This window comes from Pseudomonas sp. PDM32, from assembly GCF_019219225.1.
Lineage (GTDB): Bacteria > Pseudomonadota > Gammaproteobacteria > Pseudomonadales > Pseudomonadaceae > Aquipseudomonas > Aquipseudomonas laurylsulfatiphila.
Map to the genome: position 1 here is coordinate 1 of NZ_JAHUWE010000022.1, position 21,066 is coordinate 21,066.

Sequence of the window (21,066 nt, forward strand, 5' to 3'; positions counted from 1 at the left end):
CGGCGATCGAGCCGTAGGTGCCGGTTGGCGAGCCATTGATGCTCCAGGTCGCCGTGGCATCGTGATCGATGTCGGCCGAGCTGAACTGGCCAGTCACGCTGAGCGTGGTGTCTTCCTGCACCGCGCCGGCATCGTTGCCGGTCGCGAAGCTGAGCACCGGCGCGTCGTTGCTGCCGGTGACAGTGATCGTCACCTGCTGGGTGTCGACGCCGCCCAGGCCATCGCTGACCTGTACGCTGAACACTTCGTTGTGGCTCTCGCCCGCCTTCAGCGCCTGCACCGCATTGGCAACGCCATCGGTGCCGTTGGCCAGCGTGTAGGTCCACTGGCCGCTGTTGTCCACGGCGATCGAGCCGTAGGTGCCGGTTGGCGAGCCATTGATGCTCCAGGTCGCCGTGGCATCGTGATCGATGTCGGCCGAGCTGAACTGGCCAGTCACGCTGAGCGTGGTGTCTTCCTGCACTGCGCCGACATCATTACCTGGTGCGAAACTGAGCACGGGCGCGTCGTTGGTGCCGGTCAGGGTGATCGTCACAGCCTTGGTCACCGTCGCCCCGAAGTCGTCGGTCAGCGTCACCGTGAACACTTCGGTCTTGGTCTGGCCCTCGGCCAGGTACTGCGCCGCGCTGTTGTTCAGCGTATAGGTCCAGCCCACGCTGCCCGCCGCGTCGCCCGTGCTCTCGTCGCTCACAGTGGCCACCAGCGTGCCCAGCGCACCGGATGGCGCGCTCACGCTGGCCACATGGGCGTCATCGGCCAGGTCCACGTCGCCGAAGGCGAAGCTGCCGCTGGTCACCGTGGTGCCGTCTTCGGCCACCGCACCGCTTTCGATTTCTGCCGCCGTCACCGTTGGCGTGTCATTGGTGCCGGTGATGGTGATAGTCACATCCTGCGTTACCGTCGAACCATGACCATCGCTGATAGTGACCAGGTAGGTTTCGGTAACTGTCTGTCCCTGGGCCAGGTACTGCGCCGCCCCATTGCTCAGGTTGTACGTCCATTGCACCGAACCGTTGGCCGCGTTCGCGGCTTCGCTTACCGGCGAGAGCACGAGCGTACCAAGATGAGTAGCGTTGCCCGCCGCCGGTGCGAACGTCGCCATGTGCGTGTCACTCAGGTCGACGTCGTTGAACACAATCGTGCCGCTGGCCGTCAGCGAGTCGGTCGCACTCGCGGTGGTGTCGGCGTCTTCGGTCACCGTGCCGGTCTGCGCGCCGAGGCTGATCGTCACACCATCATTCACGCCCGAGAACTGCACTGTCGCGGTGGCCCAACTGAGCGTGCCGTTGCCCAGACGCATCGCATAGGTAAAGCTGTCCGTCAGGACATCGCCAGCAGCAAGCGCCTGGAGTTGTGCCTTGAAAGCAGGGGTGAAAGTAGCGGCGTCGTAGCCGACCTTACCGTCCGGGGTGATCCAGATCCTGGCCCCATTCAAACTGGTGTCAGAACTCATCTCCTCAGCCCTCGCCGTATCCTGGGCCAGGAGGTCGGCCGGAGCATAAGCCTTGGTGGCAGTAGAAAGACTGTCCGCGTTGTCGAGCGACCAGAGTGTCTTCGCGTTGCCGCCGAGGTCATTGGACATGACGTCCCAATACATGACCCCCAGCAGATTTTCAGTGGTGGTGAAGACGTCATCCTTCGCCTGCGGCGTGTTGGAAAACGAGGTAACGGTTCCGCCGCTGGTAGTGGTGGTGCTAGCCATGTCTTTCTCCCAAGAATGTCACTCAGAGCAAAAAACCGCTGTGGGCCGCCAACAGCCGCAAGCCGATTTTTCCTCAACCCACGAACACTTCACTCCACCGGTACCAGCCGGCTGGCCAGTAGCTTCACGCCCACCCCGGCCCTGCCGCCCAGCGACTCAATGCGCACGATTTGTCCTTGCGCCCTGAACTTCATGGGGCCGCCGGGAGCGTCGAGCTCGATCTCGAAGTCAATCAAGCTACCCACCTGCTGCTCGCTATCGGTTTCGAAATACAAACCTGAGGCGCTGATGTCACGGGTGACACCGTTGCCCCCGCCGATCAGTTGCAGCTGCAGGGTGACTTGTTCACGGGGCTCAATGCGGAGTGTGTCTTTCATGTCGGCAGTCTAAAAACCACCGCTGTTTATTACATGAGCGCGATATCCCCTTTTTTCTGGGAGTCAATCACCCATCAAAACAGTGTTTTACGGGACAAATGTCATGGGAGGGGGGAGTCAAGCGCTATGGAAAAAGCTACAGGCTGCAACGATTGCTATCATGATCAGCTAACACAACCCGCCTAAAGGGGCAGCGACACGCATGCCAATTCAAGTCCTGTTAGTAGCTCTACCGCTCGTGGCCTGGGGCCTTGAGCGTCTGGTGGAAAGCGCTCGACCAAGGTTGGCGCTGGCGGGTTCGGTGGCGTCGGTGGCGCAATACCTGCTTTCGCCGCACCAATACGCGCCGGATGTGGTAGTGCTGGACCTGGACAGCGAGGGCTGTATCGAGTCGCTGGCCGACTTGCACAGCCAGACCAAAGCCAGGATTCTGGTCGTGACCGGGTCGAGCGACGTGGCGCTGCATGACAGTGCGGTGCTGGCGGGCGCACGTGGCGTGGTGGATAAGCGGGATTCGGCATCCGCATCAACATTGCTCAAAGCCATAGAAAAAGTGCATGAAGGCGAACTCTGGATTGACCGCAATGCGACCAGCCGTATCTTTCTGGAACTGGCACGCAATAAAGCCGAGCGCGATATAGACCCGGAGCAACAAAAAATCGCCAGGCTGACGCGCCGCGAGCAGCAAACCATTGCGTCGCTGGCCCGCGACCCCTCAGCGCCTGGCAAGTTGGTGGCCGAAAAGCTGCACATCAGCGAGCACACACTGCGCAATCATTTGACATCGATCTACAGCAAGCTGGGCCTGACGAACCGCGTAGATCTGTACGCCTACGCACACAAGCATGGGCTGTCCACAGGCGACTGAGGACAGCGGCAACACGCCGAGCGTATTGCCGCTGTCTGACCTTGTCCCGAAACGCCAGCGCAGGTCATTCGCCGATTCTTTCCGGATTTATCGAGAACCCGATCTACCCCTCCCATCTCCTGCGAGGCCGGCAAGATTCGCCATCAATCGACATGACAGACCACAACCGCAGTGGATCTTCACAGAACCCGACCTTATCCTTGACGCCCCCCGCTGTCCCGAGTCCTGGAGTTTCGCCCATGCCCCATGAAGGCAACCTGCTACAAGCCGCTGTCGTGTTCCTGATGGCGGCCGTGCTCATCGTTCCATTGGCCAAGCGCCTGCAGCTGGGGGCGGTCCTGGGCTATCTGTTTGCCGGGGTGATCATCGGCCCGTCGGTGCTGGGGTTGATCGACAACCCGCAAAGCGTCGCGAACATTTCCGAGCTCGGCGTGGTGCTGCTGCTGTTCATCATCGGCCTGGAGCTGTCGCCGCGACGCTTGTGGGTGATGCGCAAATCAGTGTTCGGCGTGGGCCTGGCGCAAGTGCTGCTGACCGGCACGGTGATTGGCGTGGTGGCTTTGTATTTGTTTGGCCAGCCGTTGAACACCGCGATCGTCCTCGGCCTGGGCCTGGCACTGTCGTCCACGGCGTTCGGCCTGCAAAGCCTGGCTGAACGCAAGGAACTGACCAGCCCTCACGGGCGACTGGCGTTCGCGATCCTGTTGTTTCAGGACATCGCCGCAATCCCCTTGATCGCCATGGTGCCGTTGCTGGCCGGTGGCGATCACAGCACCAGCGCCAGCGAAAACCTGAACCACGGCCTGCAAGTGCTGGCCAGCATCGCCGTGGTGGTGATCGGCGGGCGTTATTTGCTGCGACCGGTGTTCCGCGTGGTGACCAAGACCGCATTGCCGGAAGTCTCCACCGCCACGGCGTTGCTGGTGGTGATTGGCACGGCCTGGTTGATGGAGCTGGTCGGTATTTCCATGGCCCTTGGCGCCTTCCTCGCCGGCCTGCTGCTGGCAGACTCCGAGTATCGCCATGAACTGGAAGCCCAGATCGAACCGTTCAAGGGCCTGCTGCTGGGGCTGTTTTTCATCAGCGTCGGCATGGGCGCGAACCTGAGCCTGTTGCTGAGCACGCCGGTCGCGGTGCTGGGCCTGACCCTGCTGCTGATCGCGATCAAACTGCCGCTGCTGTTTATTGTCGGCCGCCTGGCCGGAGGGTTGAAGAACGTCAGTGCGATCCGCCTGGGTATCGTGTTGGCGGCCGGTGGTGAATTTGCCTTTGTGGTGTTCAAGATCGGTCGCGACCATGGGCTGTTCGCCGCCGGGCTGTATGACTTGCTGGTGTTGACCATCACCCTGTCCATGGCCGTGACGCCGCTATTGCTGCTGATTTGCGCACGCCTGGTCAGCCCGAAGGTGCAACCGGTGGAAGTGCCGGAGAAGTTCCGCGAAATCGACGCCGACGCGCCGCGGGTGGTGATCGCCGGGATGGGCCGCATGGGCCAGATCGTTGCGCGGATTTTGCGCGCGCAGAACATCAAGTTCGTGGCCCTCGACACCTCGGTGGAAACCATCGAACTGTCCCGCAGCTTCGGTGGCGTGCCGGTGTTCTACGGCGACCCGATGCGCCCGGAAATCCTCAGCGCGGCCAAGGTCGGCGAAGCCGAGTTTTTTGTGATCGCCACCGACGACCCGGACACCAACATCAAGACCGCCGAGCTGGTACGCAAGCTCTATCCGCATATGAAAATCATCGCCCGCGCCCGTAACCGTCAGCATGTGCACCGACTGATGGACGTCGATGCTCACGCTGTGCGCGAGACCTTTTTTTCCAGCCTGGAAATGAGCCGGCAAACCCTGATCGGCCTGGGATTGACCCAGGCCCAGGCCGATGCACGGATCAAGCGTTTCAAGCAGCACGACGAAGAGGTGCTGGAAGCCCAGCACGCGGTGTATGACGACGCGGTGAAAGTGATGCAGACGGCGCAGGAAGCGCGGGTGGAACTGGCCAGGTTGTTCGAGTCGGATCAATTGCAGGAGCAGGCGGGCAAGAAATGAGGCGGACTTGAGGGCCCCTTCGCGAGCAAGCCCGCTCCCACAGAAGAGCTTGTGCGCGACAAAGATCCAGTGTGGGAGCGGGCTTGCTCGCGAAGAACGATAACGCGGTGTGACGGATCAACAACTACCAAGGAACCACCATGGCTGACCAACCTGCCCCCGCCCTCAAGGAAATCTTCAACGCCGAGCGCCTCAAGCACATCGCCACAGAAATGACGGCGGTGTACCCAGATTTTGACCGCAAGAAATTCCTCAAGCTGGCCCAATCCGGCCTGGCAGACCTCAGCGTCATGCAGCGCATGGCCCGGGTCAGCGAATGCCTGCACGCAGTGCTGCCGCTGGACTATGAAGCATCGCTGCAGGTGCTGCGCGCCCTCGCCCCGCGCCTGAACAGCGGTTTCGTCAGCATGTGCCTGCCGCACTACGTCGCCCGCTACGGCGCCCATGCGTTCGAGCAGTCGATGGACGCGCTGAAGTACTTCACCGCATTTGGCTCTTCGGAATTCGCGATCCGCCACTTTCTGCGAAACGACCTCGAACGTTCGCTCAAGCTGATGCACGACTGGTCACTGGATGACAACGAACACGTACGACGCCTGGCCAGTGAAGGCTGCCGCCCACGCCTGCCTTGGTCATTCCGCCTGGAACCCGTCCAGGCCGACCCGACACTCGCCGCGAAGATCCTCGACAACCTCAAGGCCGACACCAGCCTGTACGTACGCAAATCCGTGGCCAACCACCTCAACGACATCACCAAGGACCACCCAGGCTGGGTGCTGGACCTGATCGAAGGCTGGTCGCTGGACAACCGGCACACCGCATGGATCGCCAGGCACGCCCTGCGCAGCCTGATCAAACAGGGCAACCAGCGGGCACTGGCGATCATCGGCGCGGGCGGCAAGCCTGAAGTCGAGATCGTCGATGTGAAAGTCGAACCGCCGGTGATTGGCCTGGGAGAAAAGATCACCCTGTCGTTTGCCATCAGATCCACGGTAGAAAGCAGCCAGCGCCTGGTGATCGACTACGCCATCGATTACGTCAAGGCCAACGGCAGCACCTCGGCGAAGGTCTTCAAGCTAAAGGCACTGACACTGCCCGGCAACGCCAGTGAAGTCGTCAGCCGTGGGCAGCACATCAAGGAACTCACCACCCGCCGGCATTATGCGGGGCGCCATGCAGTGCATGTCATGGTCAATGGAGAGCGGTTGGCCAGTACCGCATTCGAGATTCTCGCTTAAACCATTAGATCAATTGTGAATCTACCGACGCCTTCGCGAGCAAGCCCGCTCCCACATTGGAATGCGTTCCCCCTGTGGGAGCGGGCTTGCTCGCGAAGGCGTCAGTTCAGGCACCGCCCAACAACAACCCCTGCTCCCGCTCACACAACTCCACCACATAATCCCACAACACCCGCAGCCGCACCGACTTGTGCAACTCCCGGCGAGTGCTGATCCAGTAACTGCGCTGGATGCTTTCGGCTGGCAACAGCGGCACCAGTCCCGGATCGGCACTGGCCATATAACACGGCAGCACCGCGATCCCCAGACCCGAGCGCGCAGCCTGTTGCTGGGCGATCACGCTCGTGCTGTGAAACACCACCTGCGGGTTGCGGCAGAAGCTGTTGAGGAACATCAGTTCCTGGCTGAACAGCAAGTCGTCGACATAGCCGATCCACGCATGACGCCCCAGGTCCTCGCGACTGCGCAACGGCGGTGACCGGTCGAGATACTCCTGGCTGGCATACAACGCCAGGCGATAGTCCGTGAGTTTGCGGGTGACCAGCATATCGGCGGCCGGGCGTTCGAGGTGGATGCTGATTTCCGCCTCGCGGTTGAGGATGCTGACAAACCGCGGCACCGCCACCAGCTCCACTTCCAGCCCCGGATAGCGTTCGAACAAGCCGTTCATGCGACTGGCCAGGAACATGATGCCCAGGCCTTCGGTCACCCCGACGCGGATCTTGCCCAGGGGCGCGGTGGATTGGGTGATTTCCTCCTGGGCCAGCAGCGCCACGTTCTCCATCGCCTCGGCGTGTTTAAGCAACGCCTCGCCCGCCGGGGTCATCTCATAACCCTGGGCATGCTGAACGAACAATGCCGTACCCAGGCTCTTTTCGATGGCCTCGATGTGTCGCGCCACGGTGGCATGGGTGGTGTTCAAGCGCCGGGCAGCCGTGAGCAAACGCCCGCTGCGCTGCAACTCGAGAAAAAACCGCAGGTCATTCCAGTCGAACATGAAGCGTCCTTGTTCGTTGCCGTTCGGGATGCTGTTTAAAAACGCACAGCGGCTGCGCAAAAACTAACATTCTTTTGACGAAAGCTAACAACTAGGATGACAGACAACAAGAACAACAAAACGAGGTCAGGGATGCAGGCTTCCCTTGATGAATACGATTACATCGTGGTCGGAGCCGGGCCGGCCGGGTGTCTGCTGGCCAATCGACTGTCGGCCAACCCTCAGCATCGCGTGTTATTGCTCGAAGCCGGCGGCCGCGACAACTATGCGTGGATTCACATCCCTGTGGGTTACCTGTACTGCATCGGCAACCCGCGCACCGACTGGTGCTTCAAGACCGAAGCGCAACCGGGCCTGCAAGGTCGCGCCCTGAGCTATCCGCGAGGCAAGGTACTGGGCGGCTGCTCCTCCATCAACGGCATGATCTACATGCGCGGCCAGGCCAGTGACTACGACCGCTGGGCCGCCGAAGGCAACCCCGGCTGGAGCTGGCAAGACGTGTTGCCGCTGTTCAAGCAGAGCGAAAACCACTTCGCCGGCGCCGCCGAATTTCACGGCGCCGCAGGCGAATGGCGAGTCGAACGCCAGCGCCTGTCATGGCCGATTCTCGACGCCTTCCGCAGCGCCGCCGAACAAAGCGGCATCGCCAGCATCGATGACTTCAACCAGGGTGACAACGAAGGTTGCGGGTATTTCCAGGTCAATCAGAAAGCCGGCATCCGCTGGAACGCGGCCAAGGCGTTTCTCAAGCCGATTCGCCAACGCTCCAATCTCACCGTACTGACCGGGGTCGAAGTCGACCGCGTGCTGCTGGACAATGGCCGCGCCTCTGCCGTCAGCGCCCGCTGGCAAGGCGCGGTGAAGACCTTCAAGGCGCGCAAGGAAATCGTCCTCTGTGCCGGCTCGGTCGGGTCGCCAGGCATCCTGCAACGCTCCGGCATCGGCCCGCGCCCACTGCTGGAACGGCTGGGCATTGGCGTCGCCCATGAACTGCCCGGTGTCGGTGGCAACCTGCAGGATCACCTGCAACTGCGGCTGATCTACCAGCTGGAAAATGCCCGCACCCTGAACCAGATGGCCGGCAGCCTGTGGGGCAAGCTGGGCATGGGCCTGCGCTACCTGTATGACCGCAGCGGCCCGCTGTCCATGGCGCCGAGCCAGTTGGGCGCCTTCGCTCGCTCGGGGCCGGAACAGACTTCAGCCAACCTCGAATACCACGTGCAGCCGCTGTCGCTGGAGCGTTTCGGCGAACCACTGCATGCGTTCCCGGCGTTCACCGCATCGGTCTGCGATCTACGCCCGCAAAGCCGTGGCCGGGTGGATATCCGCTCGGCTGACCCGCAACAAGCACCGCTGATCCAGCCCAATTACCTCAGCCACCCGGAAGACCTGCGGGTCGCCGCCGACGCCATTCGCCTGACCCGGCGCATCGTCGCCGCGCCGGCCCTGCGCGCCTTCAATCCGGTGGAATACCTGCCCGGCGCCAGCCTGCAAAGCGAGGAACAACTGCACGAAGCCGCCGCGCGCATCGGCACCACGATTTTCCACCCCGTGGGCACCTGCCGCATGGGCAACGACGCCGAGGCCGTGGTCGATGCGCAACTCAAGGTCCATGGCATCCCCGGCCTGCGCATCGCCGATGCCTCGATCATGCCGCGCATCACCTCAGGCAACACCTGCTCGCCGACGCTGATGATTGCAGAGAAAGCGGCTCAACTGATCCTCAACCCCGAAACAAGGACCTTTGCCCCGGAAAAGGAGATACCCACCAACGCCTGAAAACCACACACGGTCCCCGTAGGAGCTGCCGAAGGCTGCGATCTTTTGATCTTGCTCTTAAAAGATCGCAGCCTTCGGCAGCTCCTACACCGGCCATTCAACGAACGAGTACATAAGCAAACCCGATGCATGGACAGTAGCGGCACCCGCCCACAAGGCCGGCGCCGACAGTGGAACAACAAAAACAATCACTGTGAGGGATACCGGTATGTCAGAACACGTTCAGCCCCTGGAAGCCGTGCGCAGCGCGGGCACCAGCCAGGAAACCCAGAAAGTCATCTTCGCCTCGTCCCTCGGGACCGTCTTCGAGTGGTACGACTTTTTCCTCTATGGCGCCCTCGCGGCGGTCATCAGCAAACAGTTCTTCGCCGGGGTCAACGACACCACGGCGTTCATCTTCGCGCTGATGGCCTTCGCCGCCGGCTTCATCGTGCGGCCTTTCGGCGCGCTGGTGTTCGGTCGGTTGGGGGACATGATCGGGCGCAAGTACACCTTCCTCGCCACCATCATCCTCATGGGCCTGGCGACGTTCTGTGTCGGGCTGCTGCCGACCTACGCCAGCATCGGCATCGCCGCGCCGATCATCCTGGTGATGCTGCGCATGCTCCAGGGCCTGGCCCTGGGCGGTGAATACGGTGGCGCCGCGACCTATGTCGCCGAGCACGCGCCCATCGGCAAGCGCGGCTTCCACACCAGCTGGATTCAATCCACCGCGACCCTGGGCCTGCTGCTCTCGCTGCTGGTGGTGCTGGGCTGCCGCTACTTCACCGGCGACCAGTTCGAAGTCTGGGGCTGGCGCATTCCGTTCCTGTTTTCCATCGTGCTGCTGGGCATCTCCACCTGGATTCGCCTGAGCCTGCACGAGTCGCCGGCCTTCGTGAAAATGAAAGAGGAAGGCAAGCTGTGCAAACAGCCGATTCGCGACTCCTTCGGCAAATGGGAAAACCTCAAGGTGGTGTTGATCGCGCTGTTCAGCATCAATGCCGGGCAAGCGGTGACCTTCTACGCCGCGCAATTCTATGTGCTGTTCTTCCTCACCCAGTTCCTGAAAATGGACCCGGCCGTGGCCAACGGCTTGCTGATTGTCAGCGTGACCATTGGCGCCCCCTTCTTCATTTTCTTTGGCTGGCTGTCGGACAAGGTCGGACGCAAACCGGTGCTGATGATCGGCCTGCTGCTGGCCACCGCGCTGTACTTCCCGATCTTCAAGACCCTGGCCCACTACGCCAACCCGGCCATCGACCAGGCCAGCCGCCAGGCACCGATCACCGTGATGGCCGACCCGGCCACCTGCACCTTCCAGTTCGACCCGGTGGGCAAGGCGAAATTCGACAGTCCCTGCGACAAGGTCAAGACCTTCCTGGTCAAGCAGGGCCTGCCGTACCAGAGCGCAGCGGCCCCGGCCGGCAGTGGCGTGCAGGTGAGCGTCGGCGACGTGAAGATCGATGGTTTCGACGAAGCCGCCTTGCGCGGTGCCGTGACCCTCGCCGGCTACCCGCAACAGGCGGACATGCAACAGATCAACAAACCGATGATCGTGGCGCTGATCGTCGCGCTGATCATCATCTCGGCCATGTGCTACGGCCCGTTGGCGGCGTTGATGGTCGAACTGTTCCCGACCCGCATCCGCTATACCTCGATGTCCCTGCCCTACCACATCGGCAACGGCTGGTTCGGCGGTTTCCTGCCGACGGTGTCGTTCGCGCTGGTGGTGTACACCGGGGACATCTTCTACGGGCTGTGGTATCCGGTGGTGATCACCGGGGTGAGCCTGGTGGTGGGGATGATATGCCTGCGTGAGACGCGTAACGTCGACCTCGACAAGAACTGAGGTCATGCCTGCCGACGAGGGAGCTGGCTCCCTCGTCGCGGCGATCAACCCCGATCAGACCTCGGCGTCAAGCAACTCGAACTTCACCTGATCCGGGTAGAACGCCACGTATTCGCGTATCTGCTGCACCGATATCTTGGGATCCTCGTAACTCCACACCGCATTGGCACTCTCATGCCCCGGCACCTGCAGACTGAAATAACTCGCATCGCCCTTGTACGGGCAATAGCTGGTGTGGTCGGTACGGGCGAAATATTTCTCGTCGATATCCTCCCGCGGCACGTAGTACACCGGCGGGTAGTTGGCTTCCAGCAACACCAGCGCGCGAGCCGAAGCGGCGACCTGAATGCCGTGGAACCTCACCAGCAGACAGCCAGGCTGCTCGGCGATGGTAATGACAGGACTAGGACCGGAGCTTTTCATGGAATACGTTCCTCATGACGGTGATGGACCTGCAAATCGATGATGTGGGAGCGTGGCTTGCCCGCGATGGGCTGCGCAGCAGCCCCAAAACCTGAGACCACGGTTTATCAGGTATAACCCAAGTTTTACCCTCGCGACGGCTTCGCAGCCGAACGGGAGCTACACATCAGGCTGTACATCCATACAGATAAAGATTGCTCCATCGTCCATCAAGCGCCATTCTGTGCACCCCTGACACATAGATCGACGATGGTGGTTATGCGGCTGTACCTCTGTGAAAAACCTTCCCAGGCCAAAGACATTGCGGCAGTCCTCGGCGCCCGGCGCCGGGGCGATGGCTGTTGGCTTGGAACGGATGTCACGGTGACCTGGTGCATCGGCCACCTGCTGGAAACCGCGCCGCCGGATGCCTACGACGCGCGCTACAAGCGCTGGGTGCTGGCCGACCTGCCGATCATTCCCGAAAAGTGGAAAATGACCGTCAAGCCGCGCACCGCCAGCCAGTACAAGGCGGTCAAGCGCCTGCTCGGTGAGGCGAGCGAACTGATCATTGCCACGGACGCCGACCGTGAGGGCGAGATGATCGCCCGGGAACTGGTGGAGCATTGCCGCTATCGCGGGCCGATCCGCCGCCTCTGGTTGTCGGCCCTGGACGATGCATCCATCCGCAAGGCCCTCGCGGCACTGAAACCGGGCAACGAGACATTCAGCCTCTATCACTCGGCCCTGGGGCGCTCCCGGGCCGACTGGCTGATCGGCATGAACATGAGCCGGCTGTTCACCTTGCTGGGGCGCCAGTCCGGCTATCAAGGCGTGCTGCCGGTGGGCCGGGTGCAAACGCCGACCTTGCGCCTGGTGGTGGATCGCGATCGCAGCATCGCCGACTTTGTGCCCGCCCCCTATTGGGCGATCGATGTGCAACTGCTGCACAACGGCACCGCGTTCACCGCGCAATGGCGCGCGGCATCCGAGGTTTGCGACGATCAGGACCGTTGCCTGAATCAGGCGCTGGCCCAACAAGCGGCAGACGCCATGCGCGGCGCTGCCAGTGCGCGGGTGATCAAGTTGCGCACCGAACGGATGCGCGAAGTGGCCCCGCTGCCGTTCGACCTGGGCACCCTGCAGGAGGTCTGTTCAAAGAAACTCGGCCTCGGTGCCCAGGAAACCCTCGACATCGCCCAGGCGCTGTACGAAACCTACAAAGTCATCACCTATCCGCGCAGCGATTGCGGCTACTTGCCCCTCAGTCAGCACAGCGAGGCACCGGCCATTCTGGCGGCGCTGCGCCAGGCCGACCCGGCGCTGAACGCCTTGCACGATCACCTTGACCCGCAACGGCGCTCACGGGCCTGGAATGATGCCAAGGTCAGCGCTCACCACGGCATCATCCCCACCGCGGCGGCGAAGAACCTCGAGAAGCTGGCAGGCAAGCAGCGCGCGGTCTACACGCTGATCCGCGCGCGGTATCTGGCGCAGTTCCTGCCCAATCACGAATACGACCGCACCCAGGCCGACTTCGATTGCGCAGGCCAAGCCTTGCGCGCTGTCGGCAAGCAGATCATCGAGCCGGGCTGGAAGCGCGCCCTGCCCGAGGCACTGGCTGCGACCAAGGGACGCGAAGCTCCAGCGCCACAGACACTGCCCAACCTGGCCGAAGGCATCGAATGCGCAGTGGCCGGCGTGCAACTCAAGGACCTCTGGACGCAACCGCCGAAGCCGTTCACCGAAGGCGATCTGATCAAGGCCATGAAGAACGTCGCCAAACTGGTGGAAGACCCGCTGCTCAAGCAAAAGCTCAAGGACACCACCGGCATCGGCACCGAAGCGACCCGCGCGTCGATCATCCAGGGCCTGCTCGATCGTGGCTATCTGGTCAAGAACGGCAAGGCCCTGGCCGCCACGCCAGCCGCGTTCAGCCTGATCGACGCCGTGCCGCGAGCCATCGCTGACCCGGGCACCACGGCGATCTGGGAACAGGCCCTGGACATGGTGCAAAGCGGGGAAATGAGCCTTGAGGAGTTCGTCACCAAACAGGCGGCGTGGATGAGCAAGCAGGTCAGCCGTTGCGCCGGACTTAGCCTGACCATCAGCGGTCCGCCGCCCAGCGGATCCGCCGCAGCCCCCTGGAGGAAAAAGCGCAAAGGCACCGCGCGCAAATCCGCGAGCGGCACCAAGCGCAGGGCAAAACCGGCAAGCAAAACGCAGACCTGACACTGAGCCCTTGTGGCGAGGGAGCTTGCTCCCGCTGGGCCGCAGAGCGGCCCCATTCCCTAACAAAATGAATGGGTCTGCTGCGCCCAAACGCGGACCGGTCCAGCGGGAGCAAGCTCCCTCGCCACGGATCGTGCGACGCCGACCATAATCAATGGTGTCCCTTGGCCGGTCAGGAGCCACCCCCGTATGTCTTCGATAGCACTGCACGCCGCCCAACGCGACGAACTGGAAACCATCGAAAACCTGATGCAGTTCTACACCTACGACTTCAGCGAATGGCTGCCGCTAAAGCTGGGTGAATCCGGATTCTTCAACATCCTGCACATGCCGGAGTACTGGCGACACCCGGCCACCCGCCCTTTCCTGATCAAGGTCGACGGGGAACTGGCCGGCTTCGTGACCGTGGATAACCGGACTCATCTCGCCGGTGCCGACTACAACATCGGCTATCTGTTTGTCAGTCGACGCTTTCGTGGCCGGGGTGTCGCGCGATTTGTCGTTTCCACCCTCTTGAGCCAATTACCCGGTCAATGGCAGATTTTCCATCTCGAGGCGAATCAGCCGGCACGCCTGTTCTGGGCGACCGTGATGCCGGGGCTCGGCGTTGGCGGGCTCACCTTGCATCAGCAGCGGGTAGACGGTCATCCCTGCACTTTTTACCGCTTTGAGTGTCCGCCTTTGTCGTCCTGACCGACACACCCTCGCCTCCCACCGCTAATTCCGAACAGCTTTGTCCGACAATATGTAGTGACTGAAAATAATCACTACAAAACCGTTGACGCCTCCGTTTTGCCCTTGCATGATGCAGACGTCTCCCCGATCGGGAGTACAGGCAACACGTTTGAGCAAGCTCGTCTGACCGCCGAGCTGTTTTTCCCGGATACACGCTGCCCACAAGGCAGATTGAAGAAGCTGACCTGGCCTGAACGTCCAGTACAAGGGCGAGAAGTCTTGGCGAGCAATCCTCATGATGCTTGTGGCCGACCCTGAAAATGTCGGCAGTGGCCTTAAGGTTTTCGCCGCTTCTCTTCGTTGTGACGCTATTGCGTAGCAGTTATTCAACACGACTACATGCAACAGACGCAGGACCCCGCCCGATAAGGCGGTCGAACGCTGACGTCCTGGTTTCGGTGCCAGGGATCAACTAACCGATGGGCTACCTGTATTAGCGAATCAACTTTGAAAGATCACCAATTGGTCAAGGGGCTTTATGATGAATCTGAACAATCAACCAACTATCGATGAACTGGCTCGTATGTTCGCTGCAAAGAAAGACAGCCACGACAGCCATATTCTCTGGATCAGCAAGTGTGGCCAGGTTCATATCGACCCCCTGTCGCCGCACGCTCATGAAGCAGAGTTCGACCAGAACAACCAGAACCTGCTGGCCCGACTGAAGATGTACCGTCGCGGCCAGGGCTATGTCGGCAAGAAGGCCGCGGCCGACAAGGACTTCATCGGTAATGTTCTGCAAACCCTGAAACAGGCCTGGGCCTCGATGCAGAATCAGAACGAAGTTCGGGTGATTGACCGGTTCTACTAATTGAATGAGTCGTCACTGACTTATTGAAAAACAGGGCCTGCTCCCATTAAGGAGCAGGCCTTTTTTTATGCCTGAACGAAGATCAACTGTGGGAGCGGGCTTGCTCGCGAAGGCGGCGTGTCAGTTGAAATATTGTAATCTGACACACCGCCTTCGCGAGCAAGCCCGCTCCCACAGGGTTTTGTAGTGGTTATGAGAAATCGGTCCCCAACACCAGATCCATAAACGCCACCGACGCCGCACTGTGGTAGTTGTTCTTGCGCCGCAGCAACGCAGCCCCGCGTTCTGGCGCTGCCCCCTGCATGGATAGCTTGCGCAATACCCGATCCTGCGTGGCGATAGGTTCCGGCAGGATAGTGGCAATGGCGGAATGCCGGATGACTTCCAGCAGCGTGTTGACCGAGTTCACTTCAATCACCACTTTGGGCGTGATCTGCGCCTTGGCGAAAAACTCATCGATGCAGGTGCGGGTGATGTAGTCCGGGGTCAACAGCGCAAACTCCATTTGAGCCACCTCTTGCGCGGACAACGCGTCCTGATGCTCGTAAAGCGGGTGATCGCGCCCGACCATCAACCCCAGGGTCTCGGTAAACGCCGGGATCGATTCGATGTCGGTGCTACGCACCTGATCGAACGCAATCGCGATGTCCAGCGAATCATCCGCCAGCCCGGCTTCGATCCCGTCCATCGACAACTCGAAGATCTCCAGGTGGATGTTCGGGTAGCGCGCCACGTAGTCACGCACCAACGGCCCGACCAGATAAGCCATGAAGGTCGGCGTCATGGCCAGGCGCAAGGTGCCACGAGACAAATCCTTCACGTCATGCAACGCACGCCTGCCCGCCTCCAGCTCCACCAGCACCCGCCGCGCGCATTCAATGTAAGCCTGGCCGGCATCGGTGGGCCTGACCGTGCGCGAGGTGCGGTCGAACAGGCTCACCCCCAGTGATTCCTCCAGTTGGCGGATCTGCTGCGACAAGGTCGGCTGGGACACATGCAACACTTCGGCGGCGCGGGTGAAACCGCCCTGGTCGGCCACCGCCAGCAGGTAACGCAAATGGCGAAGCAACATCGGACTCTCCATCTATAGGCAGTGCTTATGCGTTGCATTGTACATCGGTCTTGGACGCTATGGATGGATCGGCAGAAGATGGCCCCACACCGAAGCAACGCCACTCCCGATAGGAGAATCACCATGCAACAGTCCCACGCCTACAACGACCCAAGCCTGGCCCTGACCACTTCTGTCCTTGATGCCAAGGCGCGCAAGAACCTGTCGTGGCAGGACCTCGCCGATGGCACCGGCTTGAGCCTGGCCTACGTCACCGCCGCCCTGCTCGGTCAGCACCCGCTGCCGGAAAGCGCCGCCAAAGTGGTCGGCGACAAACTCGAACTGGACGCCGACGCCGTGGCCCGGTTGCAGATCATCCCGCTGCGCGGCAGCCTTTCGGGTGTGCCGACCGACCCGACCATCTACCGCTTCTACGAAATGATCCAGATCTACGGCACCACCCTCAAAGCCCTGGTCCATGAGCAGTTCGGTGACGGCATCATCAGCGCGATCAACTTCAAGCTCGACATGAAGAAAGTCGAAGATCCGGAAGGCGGCTCCCGCGCCGTCATCACCCTCGACGGCAAGTTCCTGCCACTGCGTCCTTTCTAAGTTGATACCGGCCCGTACGCTCCGTGCGGGCCGAACCCTGCCCACCCATGAGGACTCGATCATGAAAGCGCTCATCGACGGTTTTTTGAAGTTCCAGAAAGAAGCCTTTCCGCAACGCACCGACCTGTTCAAGCACCTGGCCACCACCCAGCATCCGGGCACGCTGTTCATCACCTGCTCCGACAGCCGTGTCGTGCCGGAACTGCTGACCCAGCAAGAACCCGGTGAACTGTTCGTGATCCGCAACGCCGGCAACATCGTGCCGTCCTACAGCCCGCATCCGGGTGGCGTATCGGCCACGGTCGAATACGCCGTCGCGGTGCTCGGCGTGACCGACATCGTGATCTGCGGCCATTCGGACTGCGGCGCCATGACGGCGGTGGCCAAGTGCACCTGCATGGATCACCTGCCCGCCGTCAGCGGCTGGCTGCAACACGCCGAGTCGGCGAAAGTGATCAACGAAGCCCGGCCACACGCCAGTGAAGCGGCCAAGGTCAGTTCGATGGTGCGGGAGAACGTCATCGCCCAACTGGCCAACATCCAGACGCACCCGAGCGTGCGACTGGCCCAGGAAAAAGGCCTGTTGAACCTGCATGGCTGGGTGTACGACATCGAGACCGGTTCGATCGACGCGCTGGATGCCGACAGTCGCAGCTTTGTGTCGCTGGTCGAGCATCCGGGCACTTGTGCGGTATCGGCCAAGGCGATCAAAGCCGCTTGACCGGAACCACCGGTTATTGAAAAAAGTGACCGCCCTTGCAGCGGTCACGGGTTCCACTGTCTCAGCGTTTGACGCCCAGATCGATCTGGGTCATGCGGCTACGGATGGTGAACACGCCATCACCCGAGAGAATCGCACTGCGCGCAAACAGGCGCCCGCTCTCCCAGTTCGAAAGACCCAGTTCCGGCTTGTTCAACGCGTACTGGCCGTCGACCCAACGGGTGATGCCATCGCCGACAAAAGGCGCGTTGACCGCGTTGTAGAAACGCTCCTGGGTCTCGGCACTTTCACTGATCAAGGACACGGTGAACTGCGGGCTGTAGCGATTGAACAAGGCGATGGCACTGTCCAGGTCGTCGACGATTTTCAGGCTGACTTCCGGGGTTTCTTCCCACTCCCATTCGCGGCCCAATTGATCTTCCGGCAACGGCTCGGCCTGGGCTTCGGTCTGATAGCCCTCGGCGCGGTACACCTCCACCGTTGCAGTCAGCCAGTCTTGCGGCAGATGCGACTCGCTGCCTTCGACGATGTGCAGCTTGCAGCCCTGCCCCCGCGCGGTGCCGGCCTGCTTGAGTGCGTCGAGGAACAGCGGCACCAGTTCAGCGGCGCGGTCGCGGTGGATCAGGCAGACGTTCAGGGTGTTGCAGACTTTGCGGTCCAGGGAGTTGCGCACCACCGCGGCAAAGCGCTGGGCGTCGGCATCGGCGTTGGCGATCAGCCAGGCGCCACCGGTGCCGTGCAGGCTGACCGCCGTGCCGGCCTGCTGCGCGATGCTGCCCAACTGGCTGACGGCGCGCCCCGAACCACGGGCTACCGCCAATGACAGGCGCCGGTCAGCGAACATCGCCCAACCGGCGGCGTGGTTGACGCTTTCCACCAGCGACACCGCACCGGCCGGCAAGCCAGCGTCGTTCAATGCAGGGTTCAGTGCATGGGTAACGATCGCCTGGGCGGTGCCCAACGCATCACTGCCGATGCGCAATACGGCGGTGTTGCCAGTGCGCAACACACCGGCCGCATCGGCAAACACATTCGGCCGGCCTTCGAAGACGAACGCGACAATGCCCAACGGTGACACCACTTGCTCGACCTTCCAGCCATCGTGTTCGACGCAGCTGATCACCTTGCCACGACTGGCCGCTGCATCACGCCACGCGCGCAGGCCGGCGATCATGTCGCGACGCATGCGCTCATCGGCCAGCAACCGGGTAGTCGAGCGGCCGCGCGCCTTGGCCCGTTCGATGTCGGCCAGGTTGGCGGCCTCGATCAAGGACCAGCATTCCGGGGTTTCCAGGCGTTGGGCAAACAGGTCGAAGAAGGCGCTGATCGCTTGATCGGACACCGCCGACAGCGCGGTAAACGCCGCTTGAGCACGCTCGATCGCGACGTTGGCCGCTTGCTGGTCCGCCACGGGGATCAACAACAACTCGCCGCTGACCTGCTCCACCAGCAGGTGATCACCGGGCTGGAAGCGTTGCGCCAGTTCGGGGCTGACGACAGTGACACGATTGCCGGCAAAAGGGATGGGCGTACCAGCGACTAGACGTTCGAGCGCGAGAGACATGAAGCGGTTTCACCATGCAGTGGGCGGCCGGAAAATGTATAGCAATTTCCCTGTGGGAGCGAGCCTGCTCGCAAATAGCGTCAGATCAGTCACATGGATGCTGCCTGAACCTCCGCTATTCGCGAGCAGGCTCGCTCCCACAAGGGTTCAGTGGTGTTTTTTGGTTTGATCGTGCACTTACGTATCTCAATGTATACAGCCCCGCCCCGGACACACCCCGCACGCAAAACCCCACCCCAACGACACACCGCAGATACACCCCGTTGATGAAATACGCCGGTCGATTGGCCTGGCCGATCAAAACGCCCAATTCACGGGTCATGCCCTTGCCCCGCCTCCCCGACCTGAAGGAGATCATCGTCCATGAACACCACCCTTTCCTCGACCGTCAAAGGCCTGAACCTGAACCTCGACCGTGCCGGCAACTGGGTTGCGCCCCTGGCGCTGCGAGTGTTCCTTGCCTGGGAATTTCTCGAGTCGGGCCTGGAAAAATTCAACGGCCAGAACTGGTTCGCCGATATCCAGGAGCGCTTCCCGTTTCCGTTCGACCACCTTCCGGCGACGCTGAACTGGGAACTGTCGATGTGGGCCGAACTGATCTTCGCCATGACCTTGCTGGTGGGCCTTGGCACACGCTTCTCGGCGTTGAGCCTGATGGTGGTGACCGTCGTCGCCACCGCCGCCGTGCATTGGCCCGCCGACTGGCACACCCTGAGTGAACTTGCCCAAGGTTACGCCATCAGCAACAAGGGTTACGGCAACTTCAAACTGCCCTTGATCTACCTTGTGGCCCTCACTCCGCTGTTGCTGTCCGGTGCCGGCAAACTCAGCCTCGATGCCTTGCTGGCGCGTTACTTCTGGCGTCGCTGACAGATCACGAAATATCTGTAGGAGCTGCCGCAGGCTGCGATCTTTTGATCTTGCTTTTGCGATCTGGAGATTGCTGAAGATCAAGATCAAAAGATCGCAGCCTTCGGCAGCTCCTACAGGGGAGCGCGTGCACCACCAAACTACGAGGCCCTGTAGGAGCGAGCCTGCTCGCGAAAAACCCGAGAGCACCGCGGGGTATCAGGCTCCCCGCAGTTGCCTGAACAACCTACCCCATCACTTCTTCCATCCCGGTCTGTTCAGCCAGCGTCGGATGCGCATTGCGTTCATGCACATGGGCATGCGGTGTACGGTCAATCAGCAGGCTCAGCAGTTCCGGGCGACTGTAGTGGCCGCGGGAATCCATCATGCGTTTGCGCTTGTCGATCAGGCCCATGTCGAGGTCGGCGATCACCTCGCCCTCACCTTCCTGCAACGCACCCAGCACCGTGCCATCCGGGCTGATGATCGCGGTATAGCAACCGCCGGATATCGGGCCGATGGCGCAGCCGGTATCCGCCATGATCTGCGCCTGTTGCTCGGGGTACAGCCATGCCGTGGAATTGACCACAAAGCACGCGGCCTCCAGGGCATGCTGGCGAATGCTGACTTCCATTTGCGAGGCGAACAGGGGACCTGCAAACGACCCCGGGTACATCGCCGCATGGATCTGTTCGCCATCGGCCATCAAGGCATAACGGGCCAGCGGGTTGAAATGCTCCCAGCAGGCCAGTTGCCCGATGCGCCCTGCCGCGCTGTCGACGGCCCGCAGGCCGGAGCCGTCGCCCATGCCCCAGATCATGCGTTCATGGTAGGTCGGGGAGATCTTGCGGCGACGCTGGATCAGCGAGCCGTCGGCATCGAACAGCAACTGCGTGTTGTACAGCGTGCCGCCATCACGCTCGTTGACGCCGATGGACACGACCATGCCGACCTGCCTGGCCGCAGCGCCGATGGCATCGGTGGCGGGCGAAGGCACGGTGACAGCCTGGTCCAGCAGCTTGAGGTGTTCGGCGGCCATTTCGAACGGCGCCTGCACGAAGGAAAAGTACGGGTAGTACGGTACGACGGTTTCCGGGAACACGGCAAATTGCACGCCCTGTTCGCCGAGTTCGAGAATTTTCTGCACCACTTTGTCGACGGTGCCTTCACGGCTGTAAAGAACGGGACTGATTTGTACGGCGGCGGCTTTAACAATGGTCATGACGGTGATCTCACTGAGGGAAGGGTT

18 protein-coding genes are annotated in these 21,066 nt (G+C 61.5%); 11 read left to right on the plus strand and 7 right to left on the minus strand.

Going from position 1 to position 21,066, the window contains the following annotated elements; all coding sequences use genetic code 11:
• Together KW846_RS29035 and KW846_RS29040 are read right to left on the minus strand one after the other, a co-directional pair.
• The coding region (locus KW846_RS29035) for a VCBS domain-containing protein (protein ID WP_218486376.1) at positions 1-1,702 on the minus strand (1,702 nt) is incomplete at its 3' end.
• 89 nt (positions 1,703-1,791) lie between these two features.
• Positions 1,792-2,079 (minus strand): PilZ domain-containing protein, encoded by a 288-nt coding sequence (locus tag KW846_RS29040; protein WP_218486377.1) that lies wholly within the window; start codon positions 2,077-2,079, stop codon positions 1,792-1,794.
• A gap of 202 nt (positions 2,080-2,281) precedes the next feature.
• Between KW846_RS29040 and KW846_RS29045 the strand changes: the two genes are divergently transcribed.
• The 3 genes from KW846_RS29045 to KW846_RS29055 all read left to right on the plus strand — a co-directional run bounded on the left by KW846_RS29045 (position 2,282) and on the right by KW846_RS29055 (position 6,233).
• A complete protein-coding gene (locus KW846_RS29045) occupies positions 2,282-2,947 on the plus strand; it encodes a response regulator transcription factor (protein WP_218486378.1) in 666 nt (221 codons plus the stop codon).
• Between the two features lie 239 nt (positions 2,948-3,186).
• Entirely contained in the window at positions 3,187-4,995 is a 1,809-nt protein-coding gene (locus tag KW846_RS29050) for a monovalent cation:proton antiporter-2 (CPA2) family protein (RefSeq protein WP_218486379.1), read from the plus strand.
• Positions 4,996-5,135: 140 nt separating this feature from the next.
• On the plus strand, positions 5,136-6,233 hold the full coding sequence (locus tag KW846_RS29055; protein ID WP_218486380.1) for a DNA alkylation repair protein: 1,098 nt from the start codon (positions 5,136-5,138) through the stop codon (positions 6,231-6,233).
• 106 nt (positions 6,234-6,339) lie between these two features.
• Here KW846_RS29055 and KW846_RS29060 read toward each other — a convergent pair whose 3' ends face one another.
• A complete protein-coding gene (locus KW846_RS29060; protein WP_007971778.1) occupies positions 6,340-7,230 on the minus strand; it encodes a LysR family transcriptional regulator in 891 nt (296 codons plus the stop codon).
• A gap of 132 nt (positions 7,231-7,362) precedes the next feature.
• Between KW846_RS29060 and KW846_RS29065 the strand changes: the two genes are divergently transcribed.
• Complete coding sequence (locus tag KW846_RS29065) at positions 7,363-9,009, plus strand: GMC family oxidoreductase (RefSeq protein WP_218486381.1); 1,647 nt, start codon at positions 7,363-7,365, stop codon at positions 9,007-9,009.
• A 208-nt stretch (positions 9,010-9,217) separates the two neighbouring features.
• A complete protein-coding gene (locus KW846_RS29070) occupies positions 9,218-10,840 on the plus strand; it encodes an MFS transporter (RefSeq protein ID WP_218486382.1) in 1,623 nt (540 codons plus the stop codon).
• A 54-nt stretch (positions 10,841-10,894) separates the two neighbouring features.
• Here KW846_RS29070 and KW846_RS29075 read toward each other — a convergent pair whose 3' ends face one another.
• Positions 10,895-11,263 carry a DUF427 domain-containing protein gene (locus tag KW846_RS29075; protein ID WP_218486383.1) on the minus strand — a complete coding sequence of 123 codons (369 nt, stop codon included), beginning with the start codon at positions 11,261-11,263 and terminating at the stop codon, positions 10,895-10,897.
• Between the two features lie 258 nt (positions 11,264-11,521).
• On the opposite strand from KW846_RS29075, the gene KW846_RS29080 reads away from it, so the two are divergent.
• From KW846_RS29080 to KW846_RS29090, 3 genes are all read left to right on the plus strand, one after another.
• Positions 11,522-13,474 carry a DNA topoisomerase III gene (locus KW846_RS29080; RefSeq protein WP_256356909.1) on the plus strand — a complete coding sequence of 651 codons (1,953 nt, stop codon included), beginning with the start codon at positions 11,522-11,524 and terminating at the stop codon, positions 13,472-13,474.
• A gap of 189 nt (positions 13,475-13,663) precedes the next feature.
• Entirely contained in the window at positions 13,664-14,167 is a 504-nt protein-coding gene (locus tag KW846_RS29085) for a GNAT family N-acetyltransferase (RefSeq protein ID WP_218486385.1), read from the plus strand.
• 523 nt (positions 14,168-14,690) lie between these two features.
• Positions 14,691-15,020: a hypothetical protein gene (locus tag KW846_RS29090; RefSeq protein WP_033047536.1), complete on the plus strand. Its 330-nt coding sequence runs from the start codon at positions 14,691-14,693 to the stop codon at positions 15,018-15,020.
• 190 nt (positions 15,021-15,210) lie between these two features.
• Here the strand turns inward: KW846_RS29090 and cynR are convergent, their stop codons facing one another.
• A complete protein-coding gene (cynR, locus tag KW846_RS29095) occupies positions 15,211-16,092 on the minus strand; it encodes a transcriptional regulator CynR (RefSeq protein WP_218486386.1) in 882 nt (293 codons plus the stop codon).
• 123 nt (positions 16,093-16,215) lie between these two features.
• On the opposite strand from cynR, the gene cynS reads away from it, so the two are divergent.
• Both cynS and KW846_RS29105 read left to right on the plus strand, forming a co-directional pair.
• Entirely contained in the window at positions 16,216-16,683 is a 468-nt protein-coding gene (gene cynS, locus KW846_RS29100; protein WP_007971791.1) for a cyanase, read from the plus strand.
• Between the two features lie 61 nt (positions 16,684-16,744).
• Positions 16,745-17,404: a carbonic anhydrase gene (locus tag KW846_RS29105; RefSeq protein ID WP_095967594.1), complete on the plus strand. Its 660-nt coding sequence runs from the start codon at positions 16,745-16,747 to the stop codon at positions 17,402-17,404.
• A gap of 61 nt (positions 17,405-17,465) precedes the next feature.
• On the opposite strand, the gene KW846_RS29110 is transcribed toward KW846_RS29105, so the two are convergent.
• Positions 17,466-18,968: an aldehyde dehydrogenase family protein gene (locus KW846_RS29110; protein ID WP_218486387.1), complete on the minus strand. Its 1,503-nt coding sequence runs from the start codon at positions 18,966-18,968 to the stop codon at positions 17,466-17,468.
• Positions 18,969-19,331: 363 nt separating this feature from the next.
• On the opposite strand from KW846_RS29110, the gene KW846_RS29115 reads away from it, so the two are divergent.
• Positions 19,332-19,838: a DoxX family protein gene (locus tag KW846_RS29115; protein ID WP_218486388.1), complete on the plus strand. Its 507-nt coding sequence runs from the start codon at positions 19,332-19,334 to the stop codon at positions 19,836-19,838.
• A gap of 226 nt (positions 19,839-20,064) precedes the next feature.
• Here the strand turns inward: KW846_RS29115 and KW846_RS29120 are convergent, their stop codons facing one another.
• A complete protein-coding gene (locus KW846_RS29120; RefSeq protein ID WP_218486389.1) occupies positions 20,065-21,039 on the minus strand; it encodes a carbon-nitrogen hydrolase family protein in 975 nt (324 codons plus the stop codon).
• Positions 21,040-21,066: the final 27 nt, after the last annotated feature.